Origin of the sequence: Trueperella bonasi, assembly GCF_030811535.1 — a bacterium.
Taxonomy (GTDB): Bacteria; Actinomycetota; Actinomycetes; order Actinomycetales; family Actinomycetaceae; genus Trueperella; species Trueperella bonasi.
Genome location: NZ_JAUSQX010000001.1, coordinates 481,175 through 504,903 on the forward strand (window position 1 = coordinate 481,175; position 23,729 = coordinate 504,903).

The 23,729-nt window shown below is 56.9% G+C and carries 24 protein-coding genes and 1 CRISPR repeat array; of the genes, 8 read left to right on the forward strand and 16 right to left on the reverse strand.

Annotation, left to right across the window (positions count from 1 at the left end; genetic code table 11):
* The first annotated feature begins 152 nt into the window (after positions 1-152).
* The 6 genes from J2S70_RS02235 (at position 153) to J2S70_RS02260 (ending at position 7,200) form a co-directional block, all read left to right on the forward strand.
* Positions 153-1,013, forward strand: a complete 861-nt coding sequence (locus J2S70_RS02235; RefSeq protein ID WP_307682121.1) for an SAM hydrolase/SAM-dependent halogenase family protein — start codon at positions 153-155, stop codon at positions 1,011-1,013.
* 37 nt (positions 1,014-1,050) lie between these two features.
* On the forward strand, positions 1,051-1,608 hold the full coding sequence (locus tag J2S70_RS02240) for an ECF-type riboflavin transporter substrate-binding protein (RefSeq protein ID WP_307682122.1): 558 nt from the start codon (positions 1,051-1,053) through the stop codon (positions 1,606-1,608).
* Between the two features lie 19 nt (positions 1,609-1,627).
* Positions 1,628-3,442 (forward strand): ABC transporter ATP-binding protein, encoded by a 1,815-nt coding sequence (locus J2S70_RS02245; protein ID WP_307682123.1) that lies wholly within the window; start codon positions 1,628-1,630, stop codon positions 3,440-3,442.
* Positions 3,435-4,265, forward strand: coding sequence for an energy-coupling factor transporter transmembrane component T family protein (locus J2S70_RS02250; protein ID WP_307682124.1), 831 nt, complete (start codon positions 3,435-3,437; stop codon positions 4,263-4,265). The genes J2S70_RS02245 and J2S70_RS02250 overlap by 8 nt, the downstream gene beginning before the upstream one ends.
* A 102-nt stretch (positions 4,266-4,367) precedes the next feature.
* Complete coding sequence (locus J2S70_RS02255; RefSeq protein ID WP_307682125.1) at positions 4,368-5,912, forward strand: AbgT family transporter; 1,545 nt, start codon at positions 4,368-4,370, stop codon at positions 5,910-5,912.
* Positions 5,913-6,003: 91 nt separating this feature from the next.
* The gene (locus tag J2S70_RS02260) at positions 6,004-7,200 is read left to right on the forward strand and encodes a M20 metallopeptidase family protein (protein ID WP_307682126.1); all 1,197 of its coding nucleotides are present in this window, start codon (positions 6,004-6,006) and stop codon (positions 7,198-7,200) included.
* Between the two features lie 35 nt (positions 7,201-7,235).
* On the opposite strand, the gene J2S70_RS02265 is transcribed toward J2S70_RS02260, so the two are convergent.
* From J2S70_RS02265 to truA, 3 genes are all read right to left on the reverse strand, one after another.
* On the reverse strand, positions 7,236-7,595 hold the full coding sequence (locus J2S70_RS02265) for a hypothetical protein (RefSeq protein ID WP_307682127.1): 360 nt from the start codon (positions 7,593-7,595) through the stop codon (positions 7,236-7,238).
* A 438-nt stretch (positions 7,596-8,033) separates the two neighbouring features.
* Complete coding sequence (locus tag J2S70_RS02270) at positions 8,034-8,489, reverse strand: methylglyoxal synthase (RefSeq protein ID WP_307682128.1); 456 nt, start codon at positions 8,487-8,489, stop codon at positions 8,034-8,036.
* Between the two features lie 187 nt (positions 8,490-8,676).
* Positions 8,677-9,519, reverse strand: coding sequence for a tRNA pseudouridine(38-40) synthase TruA (gene truA / locus J2S70_RS02275; protein ID WP_307682129.1), 843 nt, complete (start codon positions 9,517-9,519; stop codon positions 8,677-8,679).
* A gap of 63 nt (positions 9,520-9,582) precedes the next feature.
* Here truA and J2S70_RS02280 point away from each other — a divergent pair, with 63 nt between their 5' ends.
* On the forward strand, positions 9,583-10,383 hold the full coding sequence (locus J2S70_RS02280) for an ROK family protein (RefSeq protein ID WP_307682130.1): 801 nt from the start codon (positions 9,583-9,585) through the stop codon (positions 10,381-10,383).
* Between the two features lie 163 nt (positions 10,384-10,546).
* Here the strand turns inward: J2S70_RS02280 and J2S70_RS02285 are convergent, their stop codons facing one another.
* The 9 genes from J2S70_RS02285 to J2S70_RS02325 form a co-directional block, all read right to left on the reverse strand.
* Entirely contained in the window at positions 10,547-12,154 is a 1,608-nt protein-coding gene (locus tag J2S70_RS02285; protein WP_307682131.1) for a dienelactone hydrolase family protein, read from the reverse strand.
* Between the two features lie 330 nt (positions 12,155-12,484).
* Positions 12,485-13,102, reverse strand: a complete 618-nt coding sequence (gene rplQ / locus J2S70_RS02290) for a 50S ribosomal protein L17 (RefSeq protein ID WP_307682132.1) — start codon at positions 13,100-13,102, stop codon at positions 12,485-12,487.
* An 84-nt stretch (positions 13,103-13,186) separates the two neighbouring features.
* On the reverse strand, positions 13,187-14,185 hold the full coding sequence (locus J2S70_RS02295) for a DNA-directed RNA polymerase subunit alpha (RefSeq protein ID WP_307682133.1): 999 nt from the start codon (positions 14,183-14,185) through the stop codon (positions 13,187-13,189).
* A 140-nt stretch (positions 14,186-14,325) separates the two neighbouring features.
* A complete protein-coding gene (gene rpsK, locus J2S70_RS02300; protein ID WP_307682134.1) occupies positions 14,326-14,721 on the reverse strand; it encodes a 30S ribosomal protein S11 in 396 nt (131 codons plus the stop codon).
* A gap of 24 nt (positions 14,722-14,745) precedes the next feature.
* Positions 14,746-15,117: a 30S ribosomal protein S13 gene (gene rpsM, locus J2S70_RS02305; protein ID WP_307682135.1), complete on the reverse strand. Its 372-nt coding sequence runs from the start codon at positions 15,115-15,117 to the stop codon at positions 14,746-14,748.
* A gap of 163 nt (positions 15,118-15,280) precedes the next feature.
* Positions 15,281-15,394, reverse strand: a complete 114-nt coding sequence (gene rpmJ / locus J2S70_RS02310; RefSeq protein ID WP_307682136.1) for a 50S ribosomal protein L36 — start codon at positions 15,392-15,394, stop codon at positions 15,281-15,283.
* A 44-nt stretch (positions 15,395-15,438) separates the two neighbouring features.
* Positions 15,439-15,657, reverse strand: a complete 219-nt coding sequence (gene infA, locus J2S70_RS02315) for a translation initiation factor IF-1 (RefSeq protein ID WP_307683359.1) — start codon at positions 15,655-15,657, stop codon at positions 15,439-15,441.
* Between the two features lie 209 nt (positions 15,658-15,866).
* Positions 15,867-16,283 carry a hypothetical protein gene (locus J2S70_RS02320; RefSeq protein ID WP_307682137.1) on the reverse strand — a complete coding sequence of 139 codons (417 nt, stop codon included), beginning with the start codon at positions 16,281-16,283 and terminating at the stop codon, positions 15,867-15,869.
* Between the two features lie 268 nt (positions 16,284-16,551).
* Positions 16,552-16,809: a hypothetical protein gene (locus tag J2S70_RS02325; protein WP_307682138.1), complete on the reverse strand. Its 258-nt coding sequence runs from the start codon at positions 16,807-16,809 to the stop codon at positions 16,552-16,554.
* Between the two features lie 219 nt (positions 16,810-17,028).
* Here J2S70_RS02325 and J2S70_RS02330 point away from each other — a divergent pair, with 219 nt between their 5' ends.
* The gene (locus J2S70_RS02330; RefSeq protein WP_307682139.1) at positions 17,029-18,036 is read left to right on the forward strand and encodes an ADP-ribosylglycohydrolase family protein; all 1,008 of its coding nucleotides are present in this window, start codon (positions 17,029-17,031) and stop codon (positions 18,034-18,036) included.
* 104 nt (positions 18,037-18,140) lie between these two features.
* Positions 18,141-20,917: direct repeats of the CRISPR family, unit length 29 nt; unit sequence GGGCTCATCCCCGCCTTCGCGGGGAGCAC.
* Positions 20,918-21,073: 156 nt separating this feature from the next.
* On the opposite strand, the gene cas2e is transcribed toward J2S70_RS02330, so the two are convergent.
* From cas2e to cas5e, 4 genes are read right to left on the reverse strand one after another with little or no spacing between them, the layout of a single operon-like run.
* Positions 21,074-21,424 (reverse strand): type I-E CRISPR-associated endoribonuclease Cas2e, encoded by a 351-nt coding sequence (cas2e, locus tag J2S70_RS02335; protein WP_307682140.1) that lies wholly within the window; start codon positions 21,422-21,424, stop codon positions 21,074-21,076.
* Positions 21,425-21,426: 2 nt separating this feature from the next.
* Positions 21,427-22,359, reverse strand: a complete 933-nt coding sequence (gene cas1e / locus J2S70_RS02340; protein WP_307682141.1) for a type I-E CRISPR-associated endonuclease Cas1e — start codon at positions 22,357-22,359, stop codon at positions 21,427-21,429.
* 2 nt (positions 22,360-22,361) lie between these two features.
* Positions 22,362-23,024, reverse strand: coding sequence for a type I-E CRISPR-associated protein Cas6/Cse3/CasE (cas6e, locus tag J2S70_RS02345; RefSeq protein ID WP_307682142.1), 663 nt, complete (start codon positions 23,022-23,024; stop codon positions 22,362-22,364).
* The gene (cas5e, locus tag J2S70_RS02350; protein ID WP_307682143.1) at positions 23,021-23,728 is read right to left on the reverse strand and encodes a type I-E CRISPR-associated protein Cas5/CasD; all 708 of its coding nucleotides are present in this window, start codon (positions 23,726-23,728) and stop codon (positions 23,021-23,023) included. The genes cas6e and cas5e overlap by 4 nt, the downstream gene beginning before the upstream one ends.
* Between the last annotated feature and the right edge of the window lies 1 nt (position 23,729).

Below are 23,729 nucleotides of genomic sequence, written 5' to 3' on the forward strand. Positions count from 1 at the left end.
TGCGGCCCTCTGTGGCAGGATTAACCCAAACGACGGCGGACGGCCGGCCATCGTACAACCGCACCAGCCAGCCAACACCACGACGCCACCCGTTGAGACGTCCTCGTCCACAAGCTGATACGGGCCCGCCGAAGAACCGCAAAAATCCTACGATGTCACACGTGAAGTCGAATAAGAATCCGCTAGTTACACAGTCAGATTTTGGTCTCGAGGACGGCGCCGTCGCGTCGATGTATGGCGTCGCCCTTTCAACCGATCCCGATCTACAGATCCATAATCTGACACACAATATTCCGCCCTACAATATCTGGGAGGGCTCATTCCGCCTTGCGCAGTCAATCGCCTATTGGCCGCAGGGCAGTGTTTTCGTTTCTGTGGTCGACCCGGGCGTTGGCTCGGATCGCCGTTCGGTCGTGGCTAAAACCGCAACCGGTCACTACATCGTCACACCCGATAATGGCACGCTCACACACGTTGATTCCATCCATGGGATTGCCGAGGTGCGCGAAATTGACGAAACACTGAACCGGCTCAAGGGCTCCGAAGCGTCCTACACGTTCCACGGTAGAGATGTGTACGCATTCACGGGTGCGCGCCTCGCTTCAGGAATTATTAGCTACGCTGAGGTGGGCCCCGAATGCGATCCGGCTTCGATCGTTCGCCTGCCGTATCGCACAACTGTAATCGACGACGGCGCTATCACCGGCATCGTCGACGCGCTCGACGTGCGTTACGGCTCACTGTGGACATCGATCCCGCGAGAGGAGTTCCTGTCACTCGGATTCGAGTTCGGTGATCGGGTGCGAGTTCACGTCAGCCATCAAGATGGTACCGTGCACGCCAATCACGTCACTTATGTGCCATCGTTTGCTTCGGTTGAGGTTGGCGAGTCGCTCGCCTACGTCAACTCACTTGACCGCATGGCGATTGCAATTAATCGTGGATCGTATGCGCGGGCTTTCGATATTTCCACCGGCCCGAATTGGCATATCACGCTTGGACATCCCGCCTAGTTTTATCTCACGGCAGTTTTTATATTGAGGAGACACAATGATTAACTCGCGAAAAGTCAGCCCGGTTGTTCAGGTTGTTGCCATCGGAATCGGCGCAGCCCTATTTTTTGTACTTGGTCGGTTTGTGGCTATTCCCTCCCCGATCCCAAATACGAATATCAGCCTGCAATATGCGGTGCTTGCAGTCTTTGCAGTGCTCTACGGCCCCATTGTTGGGGCGCTCACCGGTTTCATCGGCCATATTCTTATAGATGCCACATGGGGTATCTGGATCTCGTGGGAAATCGCCTCGGGAGTGTTCGGCCTGATCTTGGGTGCACTGCTGATCGGTAACAAGATCCGCGATGGCGAGTTCGGAACCAAGACGATCGTCCGGTTCAATCTCGGCGTGATTATCGCCCATGCGGTGGCATGGATCCTTGTTGCCCCACTTGGCGATATCTTGATTTATTCGGAGCCGGCGAACAAAGTATTCACGCAGGGGGCTATGGCCTTCGGATCCAACTCGATTATCACCTGCTTGTTAGGCACGATGATCTTGGCGATCTACGCGCGCACCCGCACCTCTTCGGGCACTCTTCGCCAAGAAGACTAGGCCATCAGAAGGTCTTACGATGCCGGAACCACTTATCGAACTTCGCGATTTCACTTTTCGCTATCGCAGTCAAGCCGATCCAACGCTACACGGCCTGAATCTAGTGATTCGTGCGGGCGAAAAGGTGGCGATCGTTGGGCGATCCGGGTGTGGGAAGTCCACGCTCATGAACGTGCTCAATTCCCTCGCGTTCAATCATCACGACGGGTTGATTGAGAGTGGTAGCGTGCGCGTCGCAGGCCTCGACCCCAGCGCGGCCAAGCTCGTGGACGTGTCGCGGCATGTGGGTACGGTCTTGCAAAACTCTGCCGATCAATTCGTCGGGCTCACCGTGGCCGAGGATATCGCGTTTTCGCTGGAAAATCAGGGCGTGCCTCAGGAGCGAATGCGCGAAGCGGTGGTGGAGGCCGCGCGCCGGGTTGGGATTGATGACCAGCTCGAATCTGCGCCCCAGGACCTTTCTGGTGGGCAAAAGCAGCGTGTGGCGATGGCAGGCGTGCTCGTGGACGACGTCGACATTTTGCTCTTCGACGAACCCCTCGCCATGCTTGATCCAGCCTCCGGCAGGGACACGATCGAGCTTATCGACCGTCTGAACACGGATCTTGGTAAAACGATCATTATTGTGGAGCATCGCCTCGAAGAGGTGCTCCACCGGCCAGTAGATCGCATCGTGCTCATCAACGACGGCGAAATTCTCGCCGATCTCCCACCTGACAAGCTCATTTCTTCCGGCCTGCTCGAGGTGAACGGCATCCGCCCGCCCCTGCACGTCACGGCCTTGCGCTACGCCGGGATTGATATCCTCCCCGAGATGCAGCCGTCGAATGCGGCGACGACGATCCTTTCCGACGCCGACAAGGCTCGGCTTCGTACGTGGGCTGGGGACGTCGACACCGAACCGGATAGCGCTGAGACACAAGCCGGACTGAAGCCAACCGACCAAGCCTCAGCCGACCAGGCCCCAGCCGAGCGGGAAGGTGCAAGCCGGGCGATCGACGTCGTCGATCTGAGCGTGGCCTACGAACAAAACGGTGACCTACCGGATATTCGGGTGCTCAATGACGTATCCACGCACGTGGAAACAGGATCTATGATCGGGATCGTGGGTTCAAACGGAGCCGGCAAATCAACGCTTGCCCGCGCAATCGCGGGATTTGTAGAGCCCAATGCAGGCAAGGTCACCATCAATGGTGAGGACGCGGCCACGTGGTCGCTGGCGGAGCAGGGTGAACGCGTCGGCTTCGTGCTTCAAGAACCCGGACAGATGATATCCACACCCTACGTGCGAGAAGAAATCGAACTGGGCCTGAAGGCCCGCGGCCTAGCCGATGACGACATCACGCAACGGGCCGATCAGGCGATGAGAGTGTGCGGACTATGGGCCATGCGCTCGTGGCCGATCTCGGCGCTATCGCACGGGCAAAAGAAGCGCGTGACGATCGCGATCATGCTCGCACTTGGCCCCGACATTCTCATTTTAGACGAACCGACAGCTGGCCAAGATTTTCGCCATTACACCGAGTTCATGGATTTCTTGCGCGAATTAAACGGGAACGGCACAACAGTCATCCTGATTACGCATGACATGCATCTGGCCCTTGAATACACCGATCGAAACCTCGTGATCTCGGACGGGCGGATCATTGCGGACGCGCACCCGTCTGTTGTGCAAACCACGCCGGAGGTGACACGGCGTGCCGACCTCGTCACCACCGGCCTATTCACAATCGCCAAGCGCGTGGGCGTCGATCCGGGGCGTTTGGTACGCCGATTCTTGGCGGTAGACCGCAAAAAGCGAGGCCAGGTAGGAACGGGGGATCTCAATGGCTAAGGCACTCTTGGGGTACATCGAGCGCCGCAGCCCGGTACACCGGCTGACTGGCACTGCAAAACTCCTGCTCGTCATTATGCTCATTATTGCCGCAGCCATTACTTTTGATGTGCGCCTGCTGGTGGTGCTAGCCGCGATGAATATCGGGCTGTGGTTCGCCTCTCACATCAAATTTTCGGACATGAAGGTAGTGATTACCATCATCGCCGTGTTCATGGTGCTCAATAACGTGATGATCTACGTGTTCTCCCCCATGTACGGAACCGAACTCTTCGGCACGACCCATATGATCTGGGATGGGCCTGGACGGTGGAATCTTACTTGGGAGCAGTTGTATTACCAGTCGTTGGTGACGCTGAAATACTTCGCAGTATTGCCCGCCGTTCTCGTATTCGTTGCGACGACGATTCCGTCCGAGTTCGCATCTTCGCTCAATAAGATCGGGGTGCCCTATCGGTTTTCTTATGCGGTTGCTTTAGCTTTGCGATTCATTCCGGACGTACAACGTGAGTTCAAAACCGTATCGCTTGCGCAACAAGCACGCGGATTGGATATTTCCCGAAAGGTCAGCCTTGGTACGCGGATCAAAAACGTTGCGCGAATTCTTATGCCGCTTTTGCTATCGACTTTTGACCGGATTGAAACAATCGCCGCGTCGATGGAATTACGCGGCTTTGGCCGCAATTCCAAGCGCACTTGGTTTGCCGCGCGTTCACTCAAAGCCGCTGATATCGCCGTCGTTCTTGTTGGCATAACGGCTGTTGGTGCCGCTATTGTTCTACTGAATGTGAACGACGGGCGGTTCTTTAACCCCTTTGTCTGATCGCTGTGAGCGGGCTACGTGCCAGTCCACTGCATGGAAAATTCTCCCCATTCACTACAATGTGCTCTAACCTTGGAAAGACTTAGCACAAGGAGGCCTTCGATGAGCCAGAAATCTTCACAAGAAGTCAAACAACGGAAAGGTTTGCTCAACCGTTTCCTCAACTTTGTTGAATGGACAGGTAATAAGCTCCCTGATCCGATCGTTATTTTCTTCTTGCTGTGCGTTGGCGTGCTCCTTCTATCTGCCGTGGCGGGATTGGCCAACTGGAGCGCAGTACATCCGGGCACGGGGGAAACGCTCACGGCCGTCAACCTGCTCAGCACGGACGGCATGCGGATCGTGATCGGCGATTCTGTTAAGAACTTTGGTGCGTTCCCGCCGCTTGGCATGGTGCTGATCGTCATGCTCGGAATCGGTGTTGCCGAGCGTTCGGGATGGTTCGAGGTTGCGCTACAGAACGCTGCGACGTCGGCTCCCAAGGTGCTCATCATTCCTTCGATTGCTTTTATCGGCCTGCTTGGCAACGTTGCCGGAGACGCCGCACCGATCGTGCTTCCTCCGCTGGCGGCAATGATCTTTTTGAAGATGGGCTGGCATCCGATCGCAGGCGTGGCTCTTGGTTACGCGTCAGCAACTGGTGGGTTCGCCGCGAATCTCTTGTTGGGGATGTCTGATGCTCTTGTTCAGGGATTTACACAACCCGCCGCAGAGCTCATCGACCCAACGATCGAAACAAACGTGGCCATGAACTGGTATTTCATTGCTGCGTCCGTATTTGTTCTGCTTCCCGTCATCTGGGTGATCACGTCCAAGGTGACCATCCCCCGTCTCGGTGTTTACGATCCTTCCGAGGGTGAGGACGTCGGATCGACGTCGCTTGAAATCACAGACCGCCAGCGCAGGGCTAATCGCTGGGCCTTCGTTTCGATCCTCGTGATGACAGTGCTCGTCATTGCCGTGACAATTCCAGAAAACTCTTTTATGCGGAACGCTGAAACCGGTTCAATTACCACGAACTCGCCATTGATGAACGGCATCGGACTGCTGCTTGCGATTTTCTTCTTCGTTCCGGGGTTGGTGTACGGAATTAAGGCTGGCACGATCAAGAAGTCTTCGGATGTTACGCGCATGATGACCGAATCAATGGCACAGATGGCCTCGTTTATAGTGATCGTTTTCTTTGCCTCCCAGATGTTGGCTTATATTACGGCGTCGAACATGGGCGCGATCCTGGCGATTCACGGAGCTAATCTGCTCAAGGGCCAAAACGGCATCGTTCTTATTGTGGGAATCATTGTGATCTCGGCGTTCATTAACCTGTTCATCGGTTCGGCTTCGGCAAAGTGGGCGATTCTCGCGCCGATTTTCGTACCGATGATGATGCTGCTCGATTACCATCCCGCGTTTACGCAGGTGATCTACCGTATAGGTGACGGCTTCACGAATCCGATCACGCCGATGTTCCCGTATTTCGCACTCGTGCTTGCCGTAGCGCAGCGATATGTGAAGAAGCTTGGTATGGGAACGTTTATTGCAACGCTGTTGCCATACTCGATTGCGATCGGCGCCGTGTGGACCGTGATGATGATCATTTGGTACGTACTCGGCCTGCCCGTGGGCCCGGGCGGCCCAATCTATCTGTAGCTATGCGGATAGCAGCCGGTCAGAGCCAATTAGGCAAACAATACGCTTCACAAACGCATATGATCGGTTTTAACTGCAGGAGAGGATATCGATGAGCGATACAGCCAAATATGTTGAAGATATGATCGCGTGGCGGCGCCACCTGCACATGTACCCGGAGGCGTCATTTGAAGAGCACGAAACAGTGAAGTATCTGCGCGAAGTTCTCACCGAACGGGCGCCGAGCGCCAAGCTTTCGCATCCCACGCCTACCTCGATGATCGCGGTATTCGATACGGGCCGTCCGGGCCCGAAGATCGGCCTGCGCACCGACACCGACGGGCTCATCATGAGTGAAGATCGCCCCGATCTCGAGTTCGCATCCAGGAACGAAAACCGGATGCACGGTTGCGGGCACGATGGCCACATGGCAGTGGTGCTTTCGGCAATGGCCTGGGTGGAGGACAATCTGGAAGACATGACGGGTACGATCGTCGGGATTTTCCAGCATGCTGAAGAGACCCCACCGGGCGGCGCTAAAGAAATGGTCGCCACCGGCCTTTTCGATGATTACGACTATATTTTCGGTTTCCACCTGTGGGCGACCTTGCCGATCGGCACGATTGACATCAAGGAAGGCCCCGCTTCTGCGAACTCTGATCTGTGGGAAATGACGTTCAAGGGTAAAGGCGCACACGCCTCAACGCCTGAAGACTCGATTTCTCCCACGGTGGCAGCCGCGAATATGACCAACCAGTTGTTGAACATCGCTTCGGTTCGCGTATCGGGGTTGGAGCCCGCCGTCGTTACGACGACGTTCATGGAGGCCGGTAGCGCCGATGCGCTCAACGTGATCCCGCCCGTCGCCAAAATCGGTGGCGTGGTGCGCACACATAACGACGACGTGCAGGTGAAAGTCCAGGAAATCATGCACGATCTTGTTGCCGCTGCCGAACGGGCCAATCCCGGCATGGAGATCGAGCTGGACTACCTCGTGGGGTATCCGATGGTGTGGAATGATCCCCAGCGCACCGCGATCGTGCGCGAGCTTGCCGAGGCGCGTTATCCGGGCAAAATTATTAGTGATCCGGCGATGCTTGGCGGCGAGGACTTCGCCGAATTCTCGCGTGTCGCACCTGCAACTTACATATTCGTGGGCGCGGGTAATCCAGAAAAGGGTTTCGACGCCGGCCATCACAACCCGCGTTTTGGCATCGACGAGGATTCGCTTGAGATTGCCCTGCAGCTGACGATAGACGTGCTCAAGAACCGCGAGCGCCTTGGCGGCATCCACAGTACTGATGCGTAGCTAGTTCCGCACCGATTGACGTGTGTCCTAGGATTCTAGTTTGGTCTGCGCATGCCGTTTCTAGTTCGGCGCATGCACACCGCTTCCCTTCGGACCGTCATCGGTGTTGAAACCAAATGCCTGCCGCTGTTGTTAATTCGCGTATCGCCAATGTAGACATCTCGCTGGGCTCCGTTTAGTGGCGACGCCGAAACCGCCATTGGGGTTCCTTCACCGTTCATCCACCAGCCACGATCACTGCCACCGGCGTACACGGCCATTTCGTTGGTAGCGTCCGGATCTGTTCTCACCGTTTCTTGCGTTTCTGGACCGCGCACGTCGCCGAAAAGCACCCAGCCCATTCCCGCTGCGGACTTTTTGAAACCGTCGGGGTTTGCCGCATAACCGCCAACCAAGATGTCTGGCTTCCATCACCGTTGAAATCACATGTGCTGGTTGATACCGCTAACCGGTAAAGGCTCGATGAGCGCCCATCCAGGTCAGGGGCTGAGGCATGTCGTCGTCGTTTGTGGCACTCGATTCTGGCACCTAACTGAAAAACCTGCGCCGCAGATCGCGAGCGCTCCAACACCCGCCATAAGCCGCTTTAAAATTTTATTTTTCACTTAGCTGTCATTCTCTTGCGAATAGTGAGCTGAACATTGAGCGAGAAGGCTCGCCATTCACAAACATCAATCACAGGAATTAGATAAGGCACGGGTTACCTGATTATTGTTTTGGTTGATTTCTCAACGATTACTAGCGGCGCCGAACAGGGTGCGACGCCCGTCTTAGCACGTGAAAAAGGGGACGCCTCGGATGAGACGTCCCCTCGCAGCTTGCATTATGCCACGCTAGACAATAACTTTTTGCTCCACATTGTCAATCACAGCGTACGGATCCCGTATGTCCGGGTTGTATACAGCGCGTTCGTAGCCGTCCTCGTAGAACAGTGGGCTGCCCACAAGGATGTCTGCGGTCGCGCGATTCATCGCGACAGGAATATTGTACTGAGTTGCAAGGCGCAACAGCGCCTTCACATCGGGATCGTGGGGCTGGGCAGTTTCGGGATCCCAGAAGAAGAACATCGCATCGAGACGATCTTCCACGATGCGCGCACCAATCTGGGCGTCTCCGCCCTTAGGCCCGGACTTCAAGATTTCGACGTCGAGGCCTGTCTCGTTGCGAATCAGCGTCGCCGTCGTTCCCGTACCGCACAGAATATGCTCCTTGAGCACGGGGCAATTGAACTGCACCCATTCCAGCAGTTCCTGCTTCTTACCATCGTGGGCAACAAGCGCGATTCTCATATGACACCTCTTTCTATTGTCTCTACCAGCCGGTTAGCTGGTCTCCAGATGAGTTCTGGCAACGGCACTTTGCCGTAGGCAACACGAAAGCCCCTTGGCGGGCTGCCAGGGGGCTTCTTTGCACTGAAAAGCATACCGACAGTTGCTGCCATGTCAAAGATCCGCGGGTGTGAAGCTCGCTACCGCCCTAGCCGCGGAATCTGCGCGCCGCCTGGGCCTGAGCTGCGTAGTCTTCAGCTTTTGGATAGCCAACGGCGTCGAGCGTCAGGGCATGAGGAGGAGCGACGACGACCTCCCCGTTTCTGCACGCTTCCGCTAGTCTGCGTGCGGGCCAGTCGTCACCTCGAACACCACGGCCGACCTCAATCAGCGTGCCCATGAGAGTGCGCACCTGCGAGTGGCAAAACGCATCCGCCTCTGCAATGCCAACGATGAGACCGGCGTCGTCGATAAACTCTAGCTTGCGCAAAGTCCGCACCGTGGATGCTCCCTCGCGAGGTCTGCAATAGGAAAGGAAATCGTGTTCCCCCAGCAGCGGCCTCGCGGCGCGGTTCATGGCGGTAACGTCAAGCTCCCGTTCTACCCACAGCACGTCCGTGCGACGCGGATCCCAATTGTTCGCCCCGTCGGCAATCCGATAGGAGTATCGCCGCCACAAAGCGGAAAACCTCGCATCGAAATCGGAGGGCACCTCGCGCGCTGACTTCACCACCACGTCGGTATACCCCTGTGGGCCCCGCGCATCGCGAGCCGTCATGGCATTAACCTTGCGCACGAGCGACTCCCCCGGCTCGCGCGCCGAACGTCCGGGCAGAGCCGCCCACCCGGCGTCGTCGACATCAAAATGCGCCACCTGCCCCGCCGCGTGCACGCCGGCGTCCGTGCGCCCCGCAACCGTTAACGCGATCGGCTCCCGCAAAACTGTCGAGAGCACGGCCTCCAACACACCCTGCACCGTACGCAAACCCGGCTGGGTGGCCCAACCGTGAAAGTTGGCGCCGTCGTAGGCAAGATCTAAGCGAATCCTCATGGCACTAGCCTACTGCTTGGCCGAAGTTTCGAATGTCAGGACTTTTGCGCTACGGTCTTTCCTATGGGAACCGAGGATCACACACGACTTGTCACGCTTTCCGTTGATTGCGGCGGAGGTGGCATCAAGTCGACCCTCTTGGATGCCGGGGGATTTCAACTCAGCGGCGTTGTGCGCACTCAAGTTCCTTACCCGTTCTCACCCGAGGACATGCTTCGGGTGATCGAGGCCCAACTCGAGGATATCGAGGCTGGCACGCGGCCAAATTTTCATCGCATCACGCTCGGGATGCCCGGGATGATCCGCCGCGGCGTGGTTGTGTACACGCCGCACTACATCCGCCGGGCAGGCCCACACACGCGAATTCTGCCCAACCTCGAACACGCGTGGACCGGCCAAGACATGCAGGCCGCGCTCGAAGCCCGCTTTGGCGTGCCCGCCCTCGTTCTCAACGACGCCGAAGTCGCTGCGGCCGGCATCGTTTCCGGCCGCGGGCTCGAACTCGTTTTGACTCTGGGAACCGGGCTCGGCTCGGCCTATCTGGATAACGGGACGCTCGCCCCGCATTTGGAGGTTTCCCATGCGCCGATGCGCTGGGGGCTCGTGTACGACGATGTTGTTGGTGAACACGAGCGGCTGCGGCTAGGTGACTCGGCGTGGTCACGCAGGGTGCTCAAAGCCGTGGAATCACTGTGGCCGGTATTCCGCTGGGACTCGCTCTATATTGGCGGCGGGAATGCCGCGCACATCACCAACTCCGTTCGCGCCCGCATGCCCGGCGTGAACTTCGTACCGAATATGGCGGGCATGCAGGGCGGCGTGCGTGCGTGGTCGATGGTGACCCGCGAGGAACGCAACCTCTAACCGGCAAACCCCTCAAATCCGGCTCAGGTATCGTGCCTCGCGTGAAAAAAGGGGGATACTCGCTGTCAGCATCGACGGCTAGCCAAAAAAACAGGCCCATTTATCCGAAGATTTTCCCGCGCAGGCCAAAGATGGGCCCGCACAGGCCTAAAATTTTCCCGGGCTAGCTAACGAAGTCGATCGCTCGAACCTCCACTGGCGGGTTGCTTTCGAGCCGGATACCGGTGATGGTCGAGCTGGCAACTTCGGCAGGAAGCTCGGTTCGAATCGTCGAAATCAGGTATTCACCGTTCGCGCTCTTCGAGGCCATGCTTACTAAGGCAGGGTTATTGTCACCAAAAGTGAGAACATGCTCGGCACCGCTCGCGAGTTCTAACGTGACGCTCAGCTCGGTGCGTTGCCCGTCCTGAGGTGTCCCAAAAGGAAGCAGATGCAAAGCTAAGTGCGTGGCATCCTCGATATTCACGTCGGCTCGCGCGCCGGTCAGATGCAGCACTTCGGAGCGCGTGGTGATCACTCCCATTTCCGGCTCCGGGCAAACGTTCGCAGGCGGGTTCGGATTCATTGGATCGGGATGGACGCAGACCTGAGCCGTTTCTCCCTTTAAAGCTGTGAAATCTGATAGTGGCACACCGGTGACATTCGGTGTATTCGTGGCCATCAACCACCGAATCTGGCTTCCTTCAAAGTCATCTGGAATTAGGTCTGTGGCCGAGATTGGAATCTCCGTATCCATATCGCTCAACGTTGAATTGATCCACTCGATGGTTGCATTAGCCAAAAAATCTTCGTGGTCCTTGGCATCTGGACAGTCTCTTTCGTCGCATCCAATACGATCATCCAACTCAGACTCCTGTAAGGCACGGTTAATGAACATATGACCGTAGCCGGGAATCTGCATCGAAAGTAGCGCCTCAGTGCGCGGCTCTTGAATGTGTTCGGTAAGCCACCAGTTCGCCGCACGATCGACGTCGCCGTCGTCGTCGCCGTTAAGCAGCAACGTTGGCACGTCTGGTAGCGGTGGGTCAATCCTTTCAAGGTCCTCGGCGTTGAAGGCTGCACCGTAGCCCAGCACCGACGCGAGCCGCTCTTCACCGAATAAGTCAATCGCGGTCGGGATAATCATGACGGAGCGCGAATGGACAACGAGGCCGGTCTTCGAGCTGTCGATTTTCCCTTTGATATCAAGGCCGAAGGTCTCGCTCTCGCCCGCAATGTCGGAGGCGAGCTGCCCATCAAGTGTCTGAACTATCTGTTGCCACATCTCCTGCTGACTGTACGGTTCGTCCTCCGCGTCACTCACCCACACCGGGGTCAAATCCGGGATCAAGGTGGCATATCCCTGTTCCGCAAGTCGTTCGCCAAGGTATTCCATTCCAAGGTCAAAGCGCCGTTCGTCTGAGCCATTCGTACAAGGCCAAGCGAAGGAATCGTCCGAGCAGTTGGGAGCACGCAAGTGGTTGACAACTATGAGTGGGGCGGGTTCATCAATGTCCGTTGGCACCACCAGTACACCACGCACTGGGGCAACATAACCGTCAACGTCAATATTTCCAAAGTCGACGATGCTGGTCTGCGCGGTTCCTGCGGCATTGGTTCGCGTTTCGAGGGGAGCGGGCTCCCTGTCCGGATCGGCCATCGGGCCGGGGAGGACGTTTGCGGCTTCGGTTTCCGATTGTGTTTGAGTTGGTTCTGCACTGGTGGTCGAATCAGAACACCCGGCAAGGACCAAAAGGGATGCTGTTGCTATGGCAATGGGAAGTTTTCTCATGAACACGATTATGCTCCTATCCGCACGTCCCTTCCGCGCCCGATATTCCACCCTCAGACGGATCCCCACACCACCCATACCACCCACATCGGGCAGGCTTATCTCGCCTCTCGTGAAAAAAGGGGGATATTCGCTGTCAGCATCGACGCCCAGCCAAAAACAGGCCCATTTATCCGAAGATTTTCCCGCGTCGGGCCCAAGACTGGCTGGTGGTGGCGGCGAAGCGAACCGACTGAGAGGCCGAGAAGGGCCCGGTTCCAAATACGGAACCGGGCCCCTTGACTGACAGCTTTCACAACAGTCGAGCTGCAAGCTGATTAACGAGTTGAGCTACTTCTCTTCTACATCATCTGCAGATTCGGCACTCTCCGCGCTTTCAGCGGATTCAGCAGACTCGGCGCTTTCAGCACTCTCAGCCGATTCGGCGCTCTCCGCGGATTCAGCGCTTGCTGCAGATTCGGCAGACTCTGCACTTTCGGCAGACTCAGCGCTGTCAACAGCTAAGTCTTCTTCAGCAGCAGTCTCCTCAGCCGCGGCAGCCTTCTGAGTAGCCTTTTCGGCTTCCTTCACAACGGCCTGCTTCGGTGAAACAGGTTCGAGAACGAGCTCGATCATCGCCATCGGCGCGTTGTCTCCCTTGCGGTGAGGAAGCTTGGTGATACGAGTGTAGCCACCGTTGCGCTCAGCAAACTTGGGCGCAAGTTCCTCGAAAAGAATGTACGCAGATTCGCGATCTCCAAGGACCTTGAGGGCGAGGCGACGATTGTACGTATCGCCCTTCTTTGCCTTGGTGATCAACTTTTCGATGTGCGGGCGTACGCGGCGTGCGCGCGCCTCGGTAGTCACAACTGATTCATTTTCGATGAGCGACTTGCACAGGTTTGCAATGATTTTACGCTCGTTGGCCGGGCTTCCTCCCAGACGTGGACCCTTTGGGGGCTTGGGCATGATTTCTCCTAAAATTCCTTCGCGGCTTAGGCTCTCACCTTTACCGCAGCCTTTCCCGACACGATCGGGTGGGCCAATCCAAACTTATGCGTCGTCGCTAAACTGCATGCCGTAGGCATCGTCTCCGAAACCTGACATGTAGCCGGCAGGCGAATCCTTCAGGCGCAGATCGAGCTTTGCCAGCTCATCCTTAACGTCCTCGATTGACTTCGCGCCAAAGTTGCGAATGTCAAGGAGGTCGGCCTCAGAACGCATAACAAGTTCACCGATCGTGTGAATCCCTTCGCGCTGCAGGCAGTTTTGCGAGCGTGCGGGGAGGTTGAGGATGGTGATGGGGCGCTGCAGGTCAGAAGACTGCTGCTCGACAACCGGGGCTTCCTTCAGCTCCAGGCCTTCCACTTCTTCATTGAGCTCGGTCATCAGGCCGAAAAGCTCTACGAGGGTTTTGCCAGCGGATGCGAAAGCATCGCGCGGCGCGGTGGATGGCTTGGTTTCGACGTCGACAATCAGCTTGTCAAAGTCGGTACGCTGGCCAACACGGGTGGCTTCGACCTTGTAGGAAACCTTGACAACCGGCGAATAAATCGAATCGATCGGGATTCGCCCAATCTCGTAGTCCGGCGAGTTGTTCTGCGCTGCGGAAACGTATCCGCGCCCGCGTTCAACCGTGAGGTCAACTTCGATCTTGCCCTTGTCGTTAAGGGTGGCGATCACGAGGTCCGGGTTGTGGATTTCGACGCCGGCCGGCGGCGTAATATCCGATGCCAGAACTTCGCCCGGGCCCTGCTTGCGCAGGTACATGAGGACGGGTTCGTCGTGCTCGGAGGTCACAACCAGTTCCTTCAAGTTCAAGATGATTTCGGCTACATCTTCCTTGCAGCCGGGGATCGTCGAGAATTCGTGGAGTACGCCGTCGATATGGATCGAGGTTACTGCCGCTCCTGGGATTGAGGACAGGAGGGTGCGGCGAAGTGAATTGCCGAGCGTGTAGCCAAAGCCGGGCTCGAGCGGATCGAGCGTAAAGCGTGAACGTGTTTCGGAAATTTGGTCTTCCGTCAGCGTGGGGCGCTGTTCAATGATCACTGATGATGTCCTTTCGTCGGGTGCCCGCTATATGACACCCTGAAAACTTCTTCTGTTGGGGCTTATCCCCAGGTAGTTCCGGGTTCCCGGTTCTACGGTGCCAGCCGCGCGTCCGATCGGCATGGACGGCTGGCAGTGGATCAAACGCGACGACGCTTGGGCGGGCGGGTTCCGTTGTGCGGGTGCGGGGTCACGTCGGAAATCGAGGTGACCTCGAGGCCGGATGCGGTGAGCGAACGAATCGCTGTTTCACGACCGGAGCCCGGGCCCTTGACGAAGACGTCTACCTTCTTCAAGCCTTGGTCCATTGCACGGCGCGCAGCGTTTTCCGCGGCGAGCTGTGCGGCGTACGGGGTGGACTTACGCGAGCCCTTGAACCCAACCATGCCTGCCGATGCCTGAGCGATGACTTCGCCCTTTGTGTCGGTGATGGAGACGATCGTGTTGTTGAATGTTGACTTGATGTGCGCCTGTCCATTGAGGACGTTCTTGCGTGCGCTGCGGCGCGGGCGGCGCGACTGTGACTTGGGTGGCATGTATAAACTCCTGATCTACCCTTACTAGGCCTTCTTCTTACCTGCAACGGTACGCTTTGGACCCTTACGGGTGCGCGCGTTCGTCTTCGTACGCTGACCGTGCACGGGAAGGCCACGGCGGTGGCGCAAGCCTTGGTAACATCCGATTTCAACCTTGCGACGAATGTCGGCCTGGATCTCGCGGCGGAGATCACCTTCGACCTTGTAGTTATCATCGATGTGATTCTTGAGTTTGACTAAGTCGTCCTCGGTCAGATCGCGGACACGCGTATCGGGGCTAACGCCCGTCGCCTCCAACGATTCTTGGGCACGGGTACGACCAATGCCGAAAATGTATGTGAGCGCAACCTCGACGCGCTTATCGCGCGGGAGGTCTACGCCAGAAAGACGTGCCATTGTTGGCTCCCTATTGTCTTATTCCGAAGGTGTGGAGCATTATCTTCCCGTTGGGCCTCAGCCTCCGGACTGAGGGTTGCGCTCCTCGCATGGATGTGCGCTGATAATGCAATTGCTTCGGGTGTTACCCCGATGTCAGCGTGTGCTGACGGATCTGCCGGGTTTAACCCTGACGCTGCTTGTGCCGCGGGTTGTCACAGATAACCATGACGCGGCCGCTGCGCCGGATAACCTTGCAGTTATCGCAGATCCTCTTAACGCTAGGCTTGACCTTCATTTGTGGTGCTTCCTATGCCGGAATTTCCGGCGGTCGATTGCGGTTTACTTGTAGCGATATACGATCCGGCCGCGATTGAGATCGTAGGGCGTGAGCTCTACGACGACGCGATCTTCCGGAAGGATCCTGATGTAGTGCTGACGCATCTTGCCTGAGATGTGCGCGAGCACGATGTGCCCGTTTTCCAACTCGACACGAAACATTGCATTCGGCAGGGCCTCTGTGACCGTGCCTTCTACTTCGATGACGCCTTCTTTCGCCATGTCCCCCGCTAACTTCATTCGAATGCATCGAAAGGAATCTTTCGACGGGTGCCGAGATGGCACCAACGCTCTAGCTTACGCGAAAGAGCGCTTGGTTTGAAAGGGCGTTCGTGGTGTATCTCGTCACGAACGCCACATGACTACTTCTTCCGTTCATCGGAGTTTCTCAAAACGGAGCCGAATCCGTTGCCTATCAAACCAACGACTCCTCACAGTAATGCCAGCCCGAGGTAGATCTCGAAAATTCCTATGTTCACCAGTCCGGGCGTTCCTTTGAACTCAGAGTTTAGCGGCACGAATTCGTCGTCGTTGGCGCCTGTGAAAACGGCGACCAGTCCGTTGGCAACGAACCCGACAGCCGCATAGATTACAGCTAACTCGAAGGATAGCGGAAATAGAACAGGCCAGATCAGGCCGAACGCCTGGATGGCTAGAGATGGAATGATCATCCACAAAAGATTAAATCCGTATAGGTAGCCATCGATACCGGAGACTATGAGGATGAAGATCGGAACACCGAATCTCAATAACGCCACGTCATGCTCAGAATAGGACATTCCCGTTTCGATGATCGCACATACATGGATCAGCACAATGAGAGCAGAAACACTGAAAACGCGGAGCATACCTGGCTGCATCGACTCAACCTGAGGAGTCTTTTTAGTTAACGGTCAAAAACTTTTGCGACGTTGATAACTCGATATCAGTCGATCGCTCGACGGAACTTGCGCCCCGCCAGGCGTCCTCGTTGCTCGCCTGCCGTTTTGCTCTTCGTTAGGCGGTTTAAAGAGAACGGCACCAAAGCAGTTGCCCATCAAAGCGTTCGCGCCGTAGATGAGCGTAAGCGACATTAGTTGGTCGCCCCCGCTCCGGTTGTGCCGGCGAGCAGGGTTGTCATTCGTGGGAAAATAGCCCAAGCAGATTCAGCCCCGAGATCGCGCCATCCAAACCAGCCGCTAAGAATAAGAAGGGTGGAACTAAGAGGAACGCACCAAGGGCAGTCAAAAGAAGATGAGTCATGTCCGCTGATGTTGCAGACATGCCAATGGTGACGAGGCGCAAAATTGATGCTCCGAATACTCGCCAATACTTCCCAAGGCTGTCACCTCCAGATCGCTCATAAACTTTGAGTTCTGAGAAAATTAGACTCAACGCCCCTTTCGGGATCGTCCGATATCCCACACCTTGGAGCGCGAACCACATTGACCGGCCAAGTGTGTACAGGCCCGCGATTACAATGACTTCTATCAGTACTCGTCAACGATTCACATCCGCCTACGAAGTAGGTGGGAACGTGAAAAGACGAACATGCAGTAATAGTTGAACACTTATGCCGCTAGGTATTAGAAGACTGAAGCACAGGAGGAAAGCATGGGAGAAATCTCCGTAGCGCAGATAAAGTCAGTGTTACTCGGAGCCGCTACAGGTGACGCTTTCGGAGTGCCGTTCGAATTTCTCCCGGCGTCTGCGGTAGCAGCGTTATCAATGGATGCTATGCGTGGCGCTGATGATAAGGAACCGGTTAATTCTCGCTGGGGACGAATTATCCCCGCAGGGTCCTGGAGTGACGATACGTCGATGGCCGTAGCTACGATGGAATCAATTATTCACAACGACGGCGAACTGAACCTAAGTAATCTGATGGATCGTTTTGTGGCGTGGTGGGAAAACGGTGAATATTGCGCCCTCGATCAACCGTTTGGGCTAGGGAAAACAGTTGCTGGAGCATTGGGTCGTTTTAAAAACGGAACTGATCCGCTTGATTGCGGCGGAACGCGCGTGTACGACAACGGCAACGGCGCTCTAATGCGCATTTTTCCGGTGGTGCTGTTGCTATGGAGAAAACCAACCGTCCGTGAGGAAAATTGGGAGACAATTAGCAAGGCTTCTCGGATTACGCACGGACATGCCATCTCGCAACTCTCCTGCATCATCTACAGCGAGTTTCTCAGTTCGCTCCTCGATGGAAAGAGCTTAGAGGGTGCCTACCAAGCTGCGGTTGATAAACCTTATCGGGATTGGCGAGAAAATGATGAAGAATGGCTTGCAGCTTTGGAAGCGCATCAACGAGTTTTGGATCCCAGCTTCCTTGCTCTCACACCAGCAGATTTAACCCCTTCAGGTTATGTTGTTGACACCTTGGAAATTGTTCTCCATTCACTTCTTCGTACCGAATCGTATCGGGAAGCGATTCAAACCACTGTTCGCCTTGGCGGGGACACAGACACCTACGCTGCTATCGCTGGAGCTGCAGCAGGCGCTTACTATGGGTTGGACGGAATTCCTCGGGAGTGGCCAGCCAAGCTCAAACGGCGAGCTTATCTCAACAACTTGGCCTTACGCTTCCACCAAGCGATCAAACCATCGTACTCCCTCTAGTTTCACCGAACGATCGCTTTCGTTGATCCGCGTACCAAGTGTTGGGATGACGGAACAGATGCGCGATGTGACACGACAGTAAAGAATCGGTACCACAACATGAAGGGCTCATCCCCGCCTTCGCGGGGAGCACTTTTGGGCGCAGTGAACGCCCTGTTGTGTGTAGGGCTCATCCCCGCCTTCGCGGGGAGCACACGGTACAGAATCGCGTCCTGTACTGGTCGACGGGCTCATCCCCGCCTTCGCGGGGAGCACTTTGAGGGCACGGTGGTTTCTGGGCGTTTGGCGGGCTCATCCCCGCCTTCGCGGGGAGCACTCGACGGACATTCTCGCGGAGGTTGCTGACCGGGGCTCATCCCCGCCTTCGCGGGAAGCACGTGGGAGTCCAGTTTGAAAGAGCAACCATATCAGGCTCATCCCCGCCTTCGCGGGGAGCACTTTGAAGCAAGGTTGGGGACGACGGAAGCGCAGGGCTCATCCCCGCCTTCGCGGGGAGCACCGGGCGTTTGTGTCGATTGGGGCGTCTGGGCCGGGCTCATCCCCGCCTTCGCGGGGAGCACGTCAAGGAGCTGGCTACGAAGGAGACGGAAGCGGGCTCATCCCCGCCTTCGCGGGGAGCACCGTACCGTTCGCCGCGTGTGGTTCGCGAACCGGGGCTCATCCCCGCCTTCGCGGGGAGCACTCTTGCTCGATCGAACCCGACTCACGCAACGCGGGCTCATCCCCGCCTTCGCGGGGAGCACTCTGCGCCTTGAGCTTCGCACCGTTTGCCCGTGGGCTCATCCCCGCCTTCGCGGGGAGCACGAAACCGGCGGAGAAGCGTACATTCCTTTAGCGGGCTCATCCCCGCCTTCGCGGGGAGCACTAAGCGTATGCGGCAGACATACAGCTACCCTCAGGGCTCATCCCCGCCTTCGCGGGGAGCACGCTCCCAGCCTGCGCGCACTGCTTCTGCTCGTGGGCTCATCCCCGCCTTCGCGGGGAGCACGAACGCCGCCCCCGCTGCCAACACAGGACCGTGGGCTCATCCCCGCCTTCGCGGGGAGCACGAAACCGGCGGAGAAGCGTACATTCCTTTAGCGGGCTCATCCCCGCCTTCGCGGGGAGCACTAAGCGTATGCGGCAGACATACAGCTACCCTCAGGGCTCATCCCCGCCTTCGCGGGGAGCACGCTCCCAGCCTGCGCGCACTGCTTCTGCTCGTGGGCTCATCCCCGCCTTCGCGGGGAGCACGAACGCCGCCCCCGCTGCCAACACAGGACCGGGGGCTCATCCCCGCCTTCGCGGGGAGCACCCCTAACCCATCGGTTAACCCTTACCCGAAGGGGGCTCATCCCCGCCTTCGCGGGGAGCACTACCACTATTTGCAAGACACGGGGTACACGAACGGCTCATCCCCGCCTTCGCGGGGAGCACAGTCTATCGTTACCGCACCCGAGGCGTTCATTCGGCTCATCCCCGCCTTCGCGGGGAGCACCTAGCCCCGTCTCGCCACAACATCAGGTCACGGGGCTCATCCCCGCCTTCGCGGGGAGCACCTCGCTGAGGTGGCTGACCGGTTTGGTTACCGGGGCTCATCCCCGCCTTCGCGGGGAGCACGTCATCTGCGCTGCTTGATCCACAAACCCGTTGGGCTCATCCCCGCCTTCGCGGGGAGCACAATAAGTGAGAGGGAAGGAGGGCGTGCCGTGAGGGCTCATCCCCGCCTTCGCGGGGAGCACGTCTCAGGCCGCGACTGGATCGACTTCATCTCAGGCTCATCCCCGCCTTCGCGGGGAGCACCTCAATTCCCGGCCACTACCTCCCGAGGGTGAGGGCTCATCCCCGCCTTCGCGGGGAGCACGCTTCTTTCCACATGTCGGTGTCTCCGAAGGGGGGGCTCATCCCCGCCTTCGCGGGGAGCACACACTCAGGTTGAATTCGCAAATATTGAACCAGGGCTCATCCCCGCCTTCGCGGGGAGCACGCGGAATGCGTCGGCGGCCGCCCCCGTGGCTGGGGCTCATCCCCGCCTTCGCGGGGAGCACCGGTCGATTCCGCGACGGGCGGCCGGGTCTAGCGGCTCATCCCCGCCTTCGCGGGGAGCACTTTGAAGGTTTTCTTTGAATTGTTTCAGCATGGGGCTCATCCCCGCCTTCGCGGGGAGCACGCGTTCTTGTTGTTCGATCCGGGTGTTTCGTTGGGCTCATCCCCGCCTTCGCGGGGAGCACGACCAGATAGAAAGTGTCGTCGTCGAAAGGCAGGGCTCATCCCCGCCTTCGCGGGGAGCACATCCGAGAGTTAGCGTGTTCATAGGATCACGTCGGCTCATCCCCGCCTTCGCGGGGAGCACTCGTCCACGACGGGAATTTGCCTTCAGGCGAGGGGCTCATCCCCGCCTTCGCGGGGAGCACTGGCACACAAGCAACAAGTGTTAGGCGCGAAGTGGCTCATCCCCGCCTTCGCGGGGAGCACTTATCCGGAAAGAGTTCAACAGCGATTACACGCGGCTCATCCCCGCCTTCGCGGGGAGCACCTGTCGAACAGATCAAGGCTTATTTGGCTGAGGGGCTCATCCCCGCCTTCGCGGGGAGCACTCTTGCTCGATCGAACCCGACTCACGCAACGCGGGCTCATCCCCGCCTTCGCGGGGAGCACAAATTCATCACGTTCGGTTGCGAGTTTGGCAAGGGCTCATCCCCGCCTTCGCGGGGAGCACTTCACGGCAGTTGGTGCACCGGGTTTCGACCGGGGCTCATCCCCGCCTTCGCGGGGAGCACTAGGCAGCGCTGGTTACTCATTCCCTGGTCTCCGGCTCATCCCCGCCTTCGCGGGGAGCACTCGAAGTGGCGGGGCGTGCTGGCGATGGTGAAGGGCTCATCCCCGCCTTCGCGGGGAGCACACTTGGTGACCAGCGCTTTTGATTCACCTTGGGCCATTCTACAGTTAACTTGGTCCGGGATTACGAACAATTTTAATTTTCTGAGACGGACAGGGCGTCTCCTCTCCCAACGTCACTCATTCTAACGAGGCCGCGGTCTCTTTCATCGTTCTAGATTCAGTTTGAGCTGAACTTTCTTCGTTGATGCCGAGCAGTCGACCACCCAGTCCGCCGCGGGTATCGAGACTTCTGTCGGCCATCTGGTCTGACCATTAGAGTGAGACCATCAAAATCAGTAGGTTTCCAGTCATGCCGGTGGGTTCGGAAAGCCATCCCTTGCTCATTATCCGAGGAATAAACCATGATGGCTCGGCCGTCTTTACATAGTTGAACTGTACGTTGCCAAACGAGATCACGGATTCTTGCACTTGGGTTTCCAACGAATACTCCCGGAGCAATTTCCATAAGCCACTTCGTAAGATCTCCTCGCAAGCCTGCGGGAACGGCAGTCACAGTCAAAACAAGCATCTCTACCCTTCAAAATCCCAATTGGTTCCCGCAGGAATCGTGTCAAGCTCACTCCAAAGAAACAGATCAACATCTGCATACGCATCTTCGCTATCGATTTCCATCACTTCTTGCAAATCACGAACCATCCGCTGCATCAAACGTGAACTGACAACCTTGTCTCGGATTCGTTTGCGAACGTTCAGCTCGTCATCCAAGTCGGTGGCCGCTACAGCTTCAAAAGCTGCAGGAATGGAAATCTCGGCCTTGTAGAGGTCAGCCACATCATATACGAATGCCCGATCAGTTCCTGAGTGAATAATTCCTAGAGAAGGGATGAACCCAATACCGACGATCACCGCATGAGCGATGCCGTATAGGGCCGCAGATCCCTCGGTAAGTGCGCGATTAATTGGATCACCGGAGTCGAAATCGTTGGGATCGTAAGACCTGCGGGACCACAAAACGCCCGTACGCTGCGCCTCAACCGCGTAGATAGTTTTCATGCGAGCACCCTCACGCCCGCGTAACTGCGCCATGGTCATTCCCTCAACGTCCTCGTTCGGGAATCTCTTCGCATACAATCGTCGAGCACACCTCAGCCGCGATCGCTGATTTGCCCAAATTTTCGCATGCGCTTCCGCAAATTTCGCTGTTTTCGCAGCTGGTCGACCGTGCGCGTAATACCGCACACCCTTCTCCCCTACCCACACAACCGATGTCCCGGCATCACCAAGTAGGGCCATGGCAGCATAAGTCACCTTTGTTCCGGGACCCATGAGAACGACGGCGATCTGGGTCGCCGGAACGTGGGCGATACCTCGTGAATCCTGAATAGTCAGTGCATTGCCGTCTCTATTGATGACCGCCCGTTCTACATAGAGAAAGGAAAGGCGATTTTCCATCCTCGTCAAATGCAGGCGTTCAATCGGATTCGCACTCGGATTCTCCGACACGTTTACTCCTGACTTCGAGCGAGAGTCAAGAGGCCGCAACCGTAACCTTTTGCCCGTCCAATACCGGCGACCAAGACCTGCCGAAGTTTCTCAGCGTCAACGATCTTCAGAGTACCTGCATACCGAGCTGTCACTAGATGCACCCGACCGTTCTTACTTTCGATCGACCGGCGGAAGTTAAGCGTTTTACTTTCGGTCACTTGGAACGATGGTTCGTCCGGTGGCCCTAAGTACACACCCATTGTCTCTGACTTTCTTTGAAGCCATTTCAATTGTTCGAAAATGCTGAGATGTGCGACCACCTTTCCGCGTGTGTCTCTACCGCGGTTGATCGTCTTCGTCGGGTTCGCCAAGAGTTCAAAATGCCATTCTTGACCTTGTTTAATTCGCGATAGTAAACGGTCATAATCGGCAGTTTCTTGGGGTCTAGATTCCCAGCCCGCTTCTTCAACAATGTGCGCAGCGGTCGGTTTTTCAGGACCGACGATGTAGAGAGCATGCTCGTGCCCTTGCTGGTCGAGTCGCCACAAAATCCTCTGACTACTTTGATCAATGTCAGGTGGGAAGCTCGCTCTTACCGCAGCGTGGAGTGCGTGAGGGTTTGCCAAGTATTTGCGTCCCTGACGACGCGCTGGATTAATTAGCACTCGAGAAAAAGTTGTCATGAGCTCACCACCTCGTCAAAGAAAGGATCACGGTTGGTACTTTCTTCGTTCGTGATCGTTTTAGAACCTGCGTATACAACCGTTCGCCAGTTATATTTTCTGTGTTCTTGAGCGTATGAGACGGGTACGTCCTGACGTGCGACGCCGTTCTCGCCGGGTTTTCCATCCCTAAAGATAGGCAACTCCACGGTCTGTAACGACTCTTTCTTGTGGGCCTTTGTTGCGTGCCACATACCGTGGTTGCGCAATGCGTCAACGACCGGTTCTTCTACAATTCCTTGGTCTAGATTCGGTGGTGCCGGGCAGGATCGCCGTCCTAAAAATAGTGGATATGCCGGTTCGCGCAAAGCCTTTTGGATCTCCTCGAGCTGGGCGCGGGATTCGCTTCCGATAGCAGCTAGAAAAGCAGCATCGGAAAGAAAGTATCGGGTGACCAGTTTCGCTGGGGCCGTGGCATCTTTCTGCCATGGCTGAGCCGTTTGATAGTCCCGAAGAAGTGAACCCGGCTGATCGACCCGGACTGCAAAGTCCAGAGACGCAAGATCGTCAACTGGCTCCTGCCTTTGGCGCCCAAGTGCGGCAGCTAGCAACCCGATCACGCCCGATTTACTCGGAGTGGACCCGGTTGCTCGTGTGGTGTATCGAGATTCGTCGCCCCAGGACTGCAGTGGGCCCTTTAGCAATAACAATAAAGAGTACGACATC

Coding starts and splice junctions, on each gene's coding strand:
- J2S70_RS02235 (WP_307682121.1), top strand. CDS start 153: ATGTCACACGTGAAGTCGAATAAGAATCCGCTAGTTACACAGTCAGAT.
- J2S70_RS02240 (WP_307682122.1), top strand. CDS start 1,051: ATGATTAACTCGCGAAAAGTCAGCCCGGTTGTTCAGGTTGTTGCCATC.
- J2S70_RS02245 (WP_307682123.1), top strand. CDS start 1,628: ATGCCGGAACCACTTATCGAACTTCGCGATTTCACTTTTCGCTATCGC.
- J2S70_RS02250 (WP_307682124.1), top strand. CDS start 3,435: ATGGCTAAGGCACTCTTGGGGTACATCGAGCGCCGCAGCCCGGTACAC.
- J2S70_RS02255 (WP_307682125.1), top strand. CDS start 4,368: ATGAGCCAGAAATCTTCACAAGAAGTCAAACAACGGAAAGGTTTGCTC.
- J2S70_RS02260 (WP_307682126.1), top strand. CDS start 6,004: ATGAGCGATACAGCCAAATATGTTGAAGATATGATCGCGTGGCGGCGC.
- J2S70_RS02270 (WP_307682128.1), bottom strand. CDS start 8,489: ATGAGAATCGCGCTTGTTGCCCACGATGGTAAGAAGCAGGAACTGCTG.
- truA (WP_307682129.1), bottom strand. CDS start 9,519: ATGAGGATTCGCTTAGATCTTGCCTACGACGGCGCCAACTTTCACGGT.
- J2S70_RS02280 (WP_307682130.1), top strand. CDS start 9,583: ATGGGAACCGAGGATCACACACGACTTGTCACGCTTTCCGTTGATTGC.
- J2S70_RS02285 (WP_307682131.1), bottom strand. CDS start 12,154: ATGAGAAAACTTCCCATTGCCATAGCAACAGCATCCCTTTTGGTCCTT.
- rplQ (WP_307682132.1), bottom strand. CDS start 13,102: ATGCCCAAGCCCCCAAAGGGTCCACGTCTGGGAGGAAGCCCGGCCAAC.
- rpsK (WP_307682134.1), bottom strand. CDS start 14,721: ATGCCACCCAAGTCACAGTCGCGCCGCCCGCGCCGCAGCGCACGCAAG.
- rpsM (WP_307682135.1), bottom strand. CDS start 15,117: ATGGCACGTCTTTCTGGCGTAGACCTCCCGCGCGATAAGCGCGTCGAG.
- rpmJ (WP_307682136.1), bottom strand. CDS start 15,394: ATGAAGGTCAAGCCTAGCGTTAAGAGGATCTGCGATAACTGCAAGGTT.
- infA (WP_307683359.1), bottom strand. CDS start 15,657: ATGGCGAAAGAAGGCGTCATCGAAGTAGAAGGCACGGTCACAGAGGCC.
- J2S70_RS02320 (WP_307682137.1), bottom strand. CDS start 16,283: ATGCTCCGCGTTTTCAGTGTTTCTGCTCTCATTGTGCTGATCCATGTA.
- J2S70_RS02330 (WP_307682139.1), top strand. CDS start 17,029: ATGGGAGAAATCTCCGTAGCGCAGATAAAGTCAGTGTTACTCGGAGCC.
- cas2e (WP_307682140.1), bottom strand. CDS start 21,424: ATGCTTGTTTTGACTGTGACTGCCGTTCCCGCAGGCTTGCGAGGAGAT.
- cas6e (WP_307682142.1), bottom strand. CDS start 23,024: ATGACAACTTTTTCTCGAGTGCTAATTAATCCAGCGCGTCGTCAGGGA.
- cas5e (WP_307682143.1), bottom strand. CDS start 23,728: ATGTCGTACTCTTTATTGTTATTGCTAAAGGGCCCACTGCAGTCCTGG.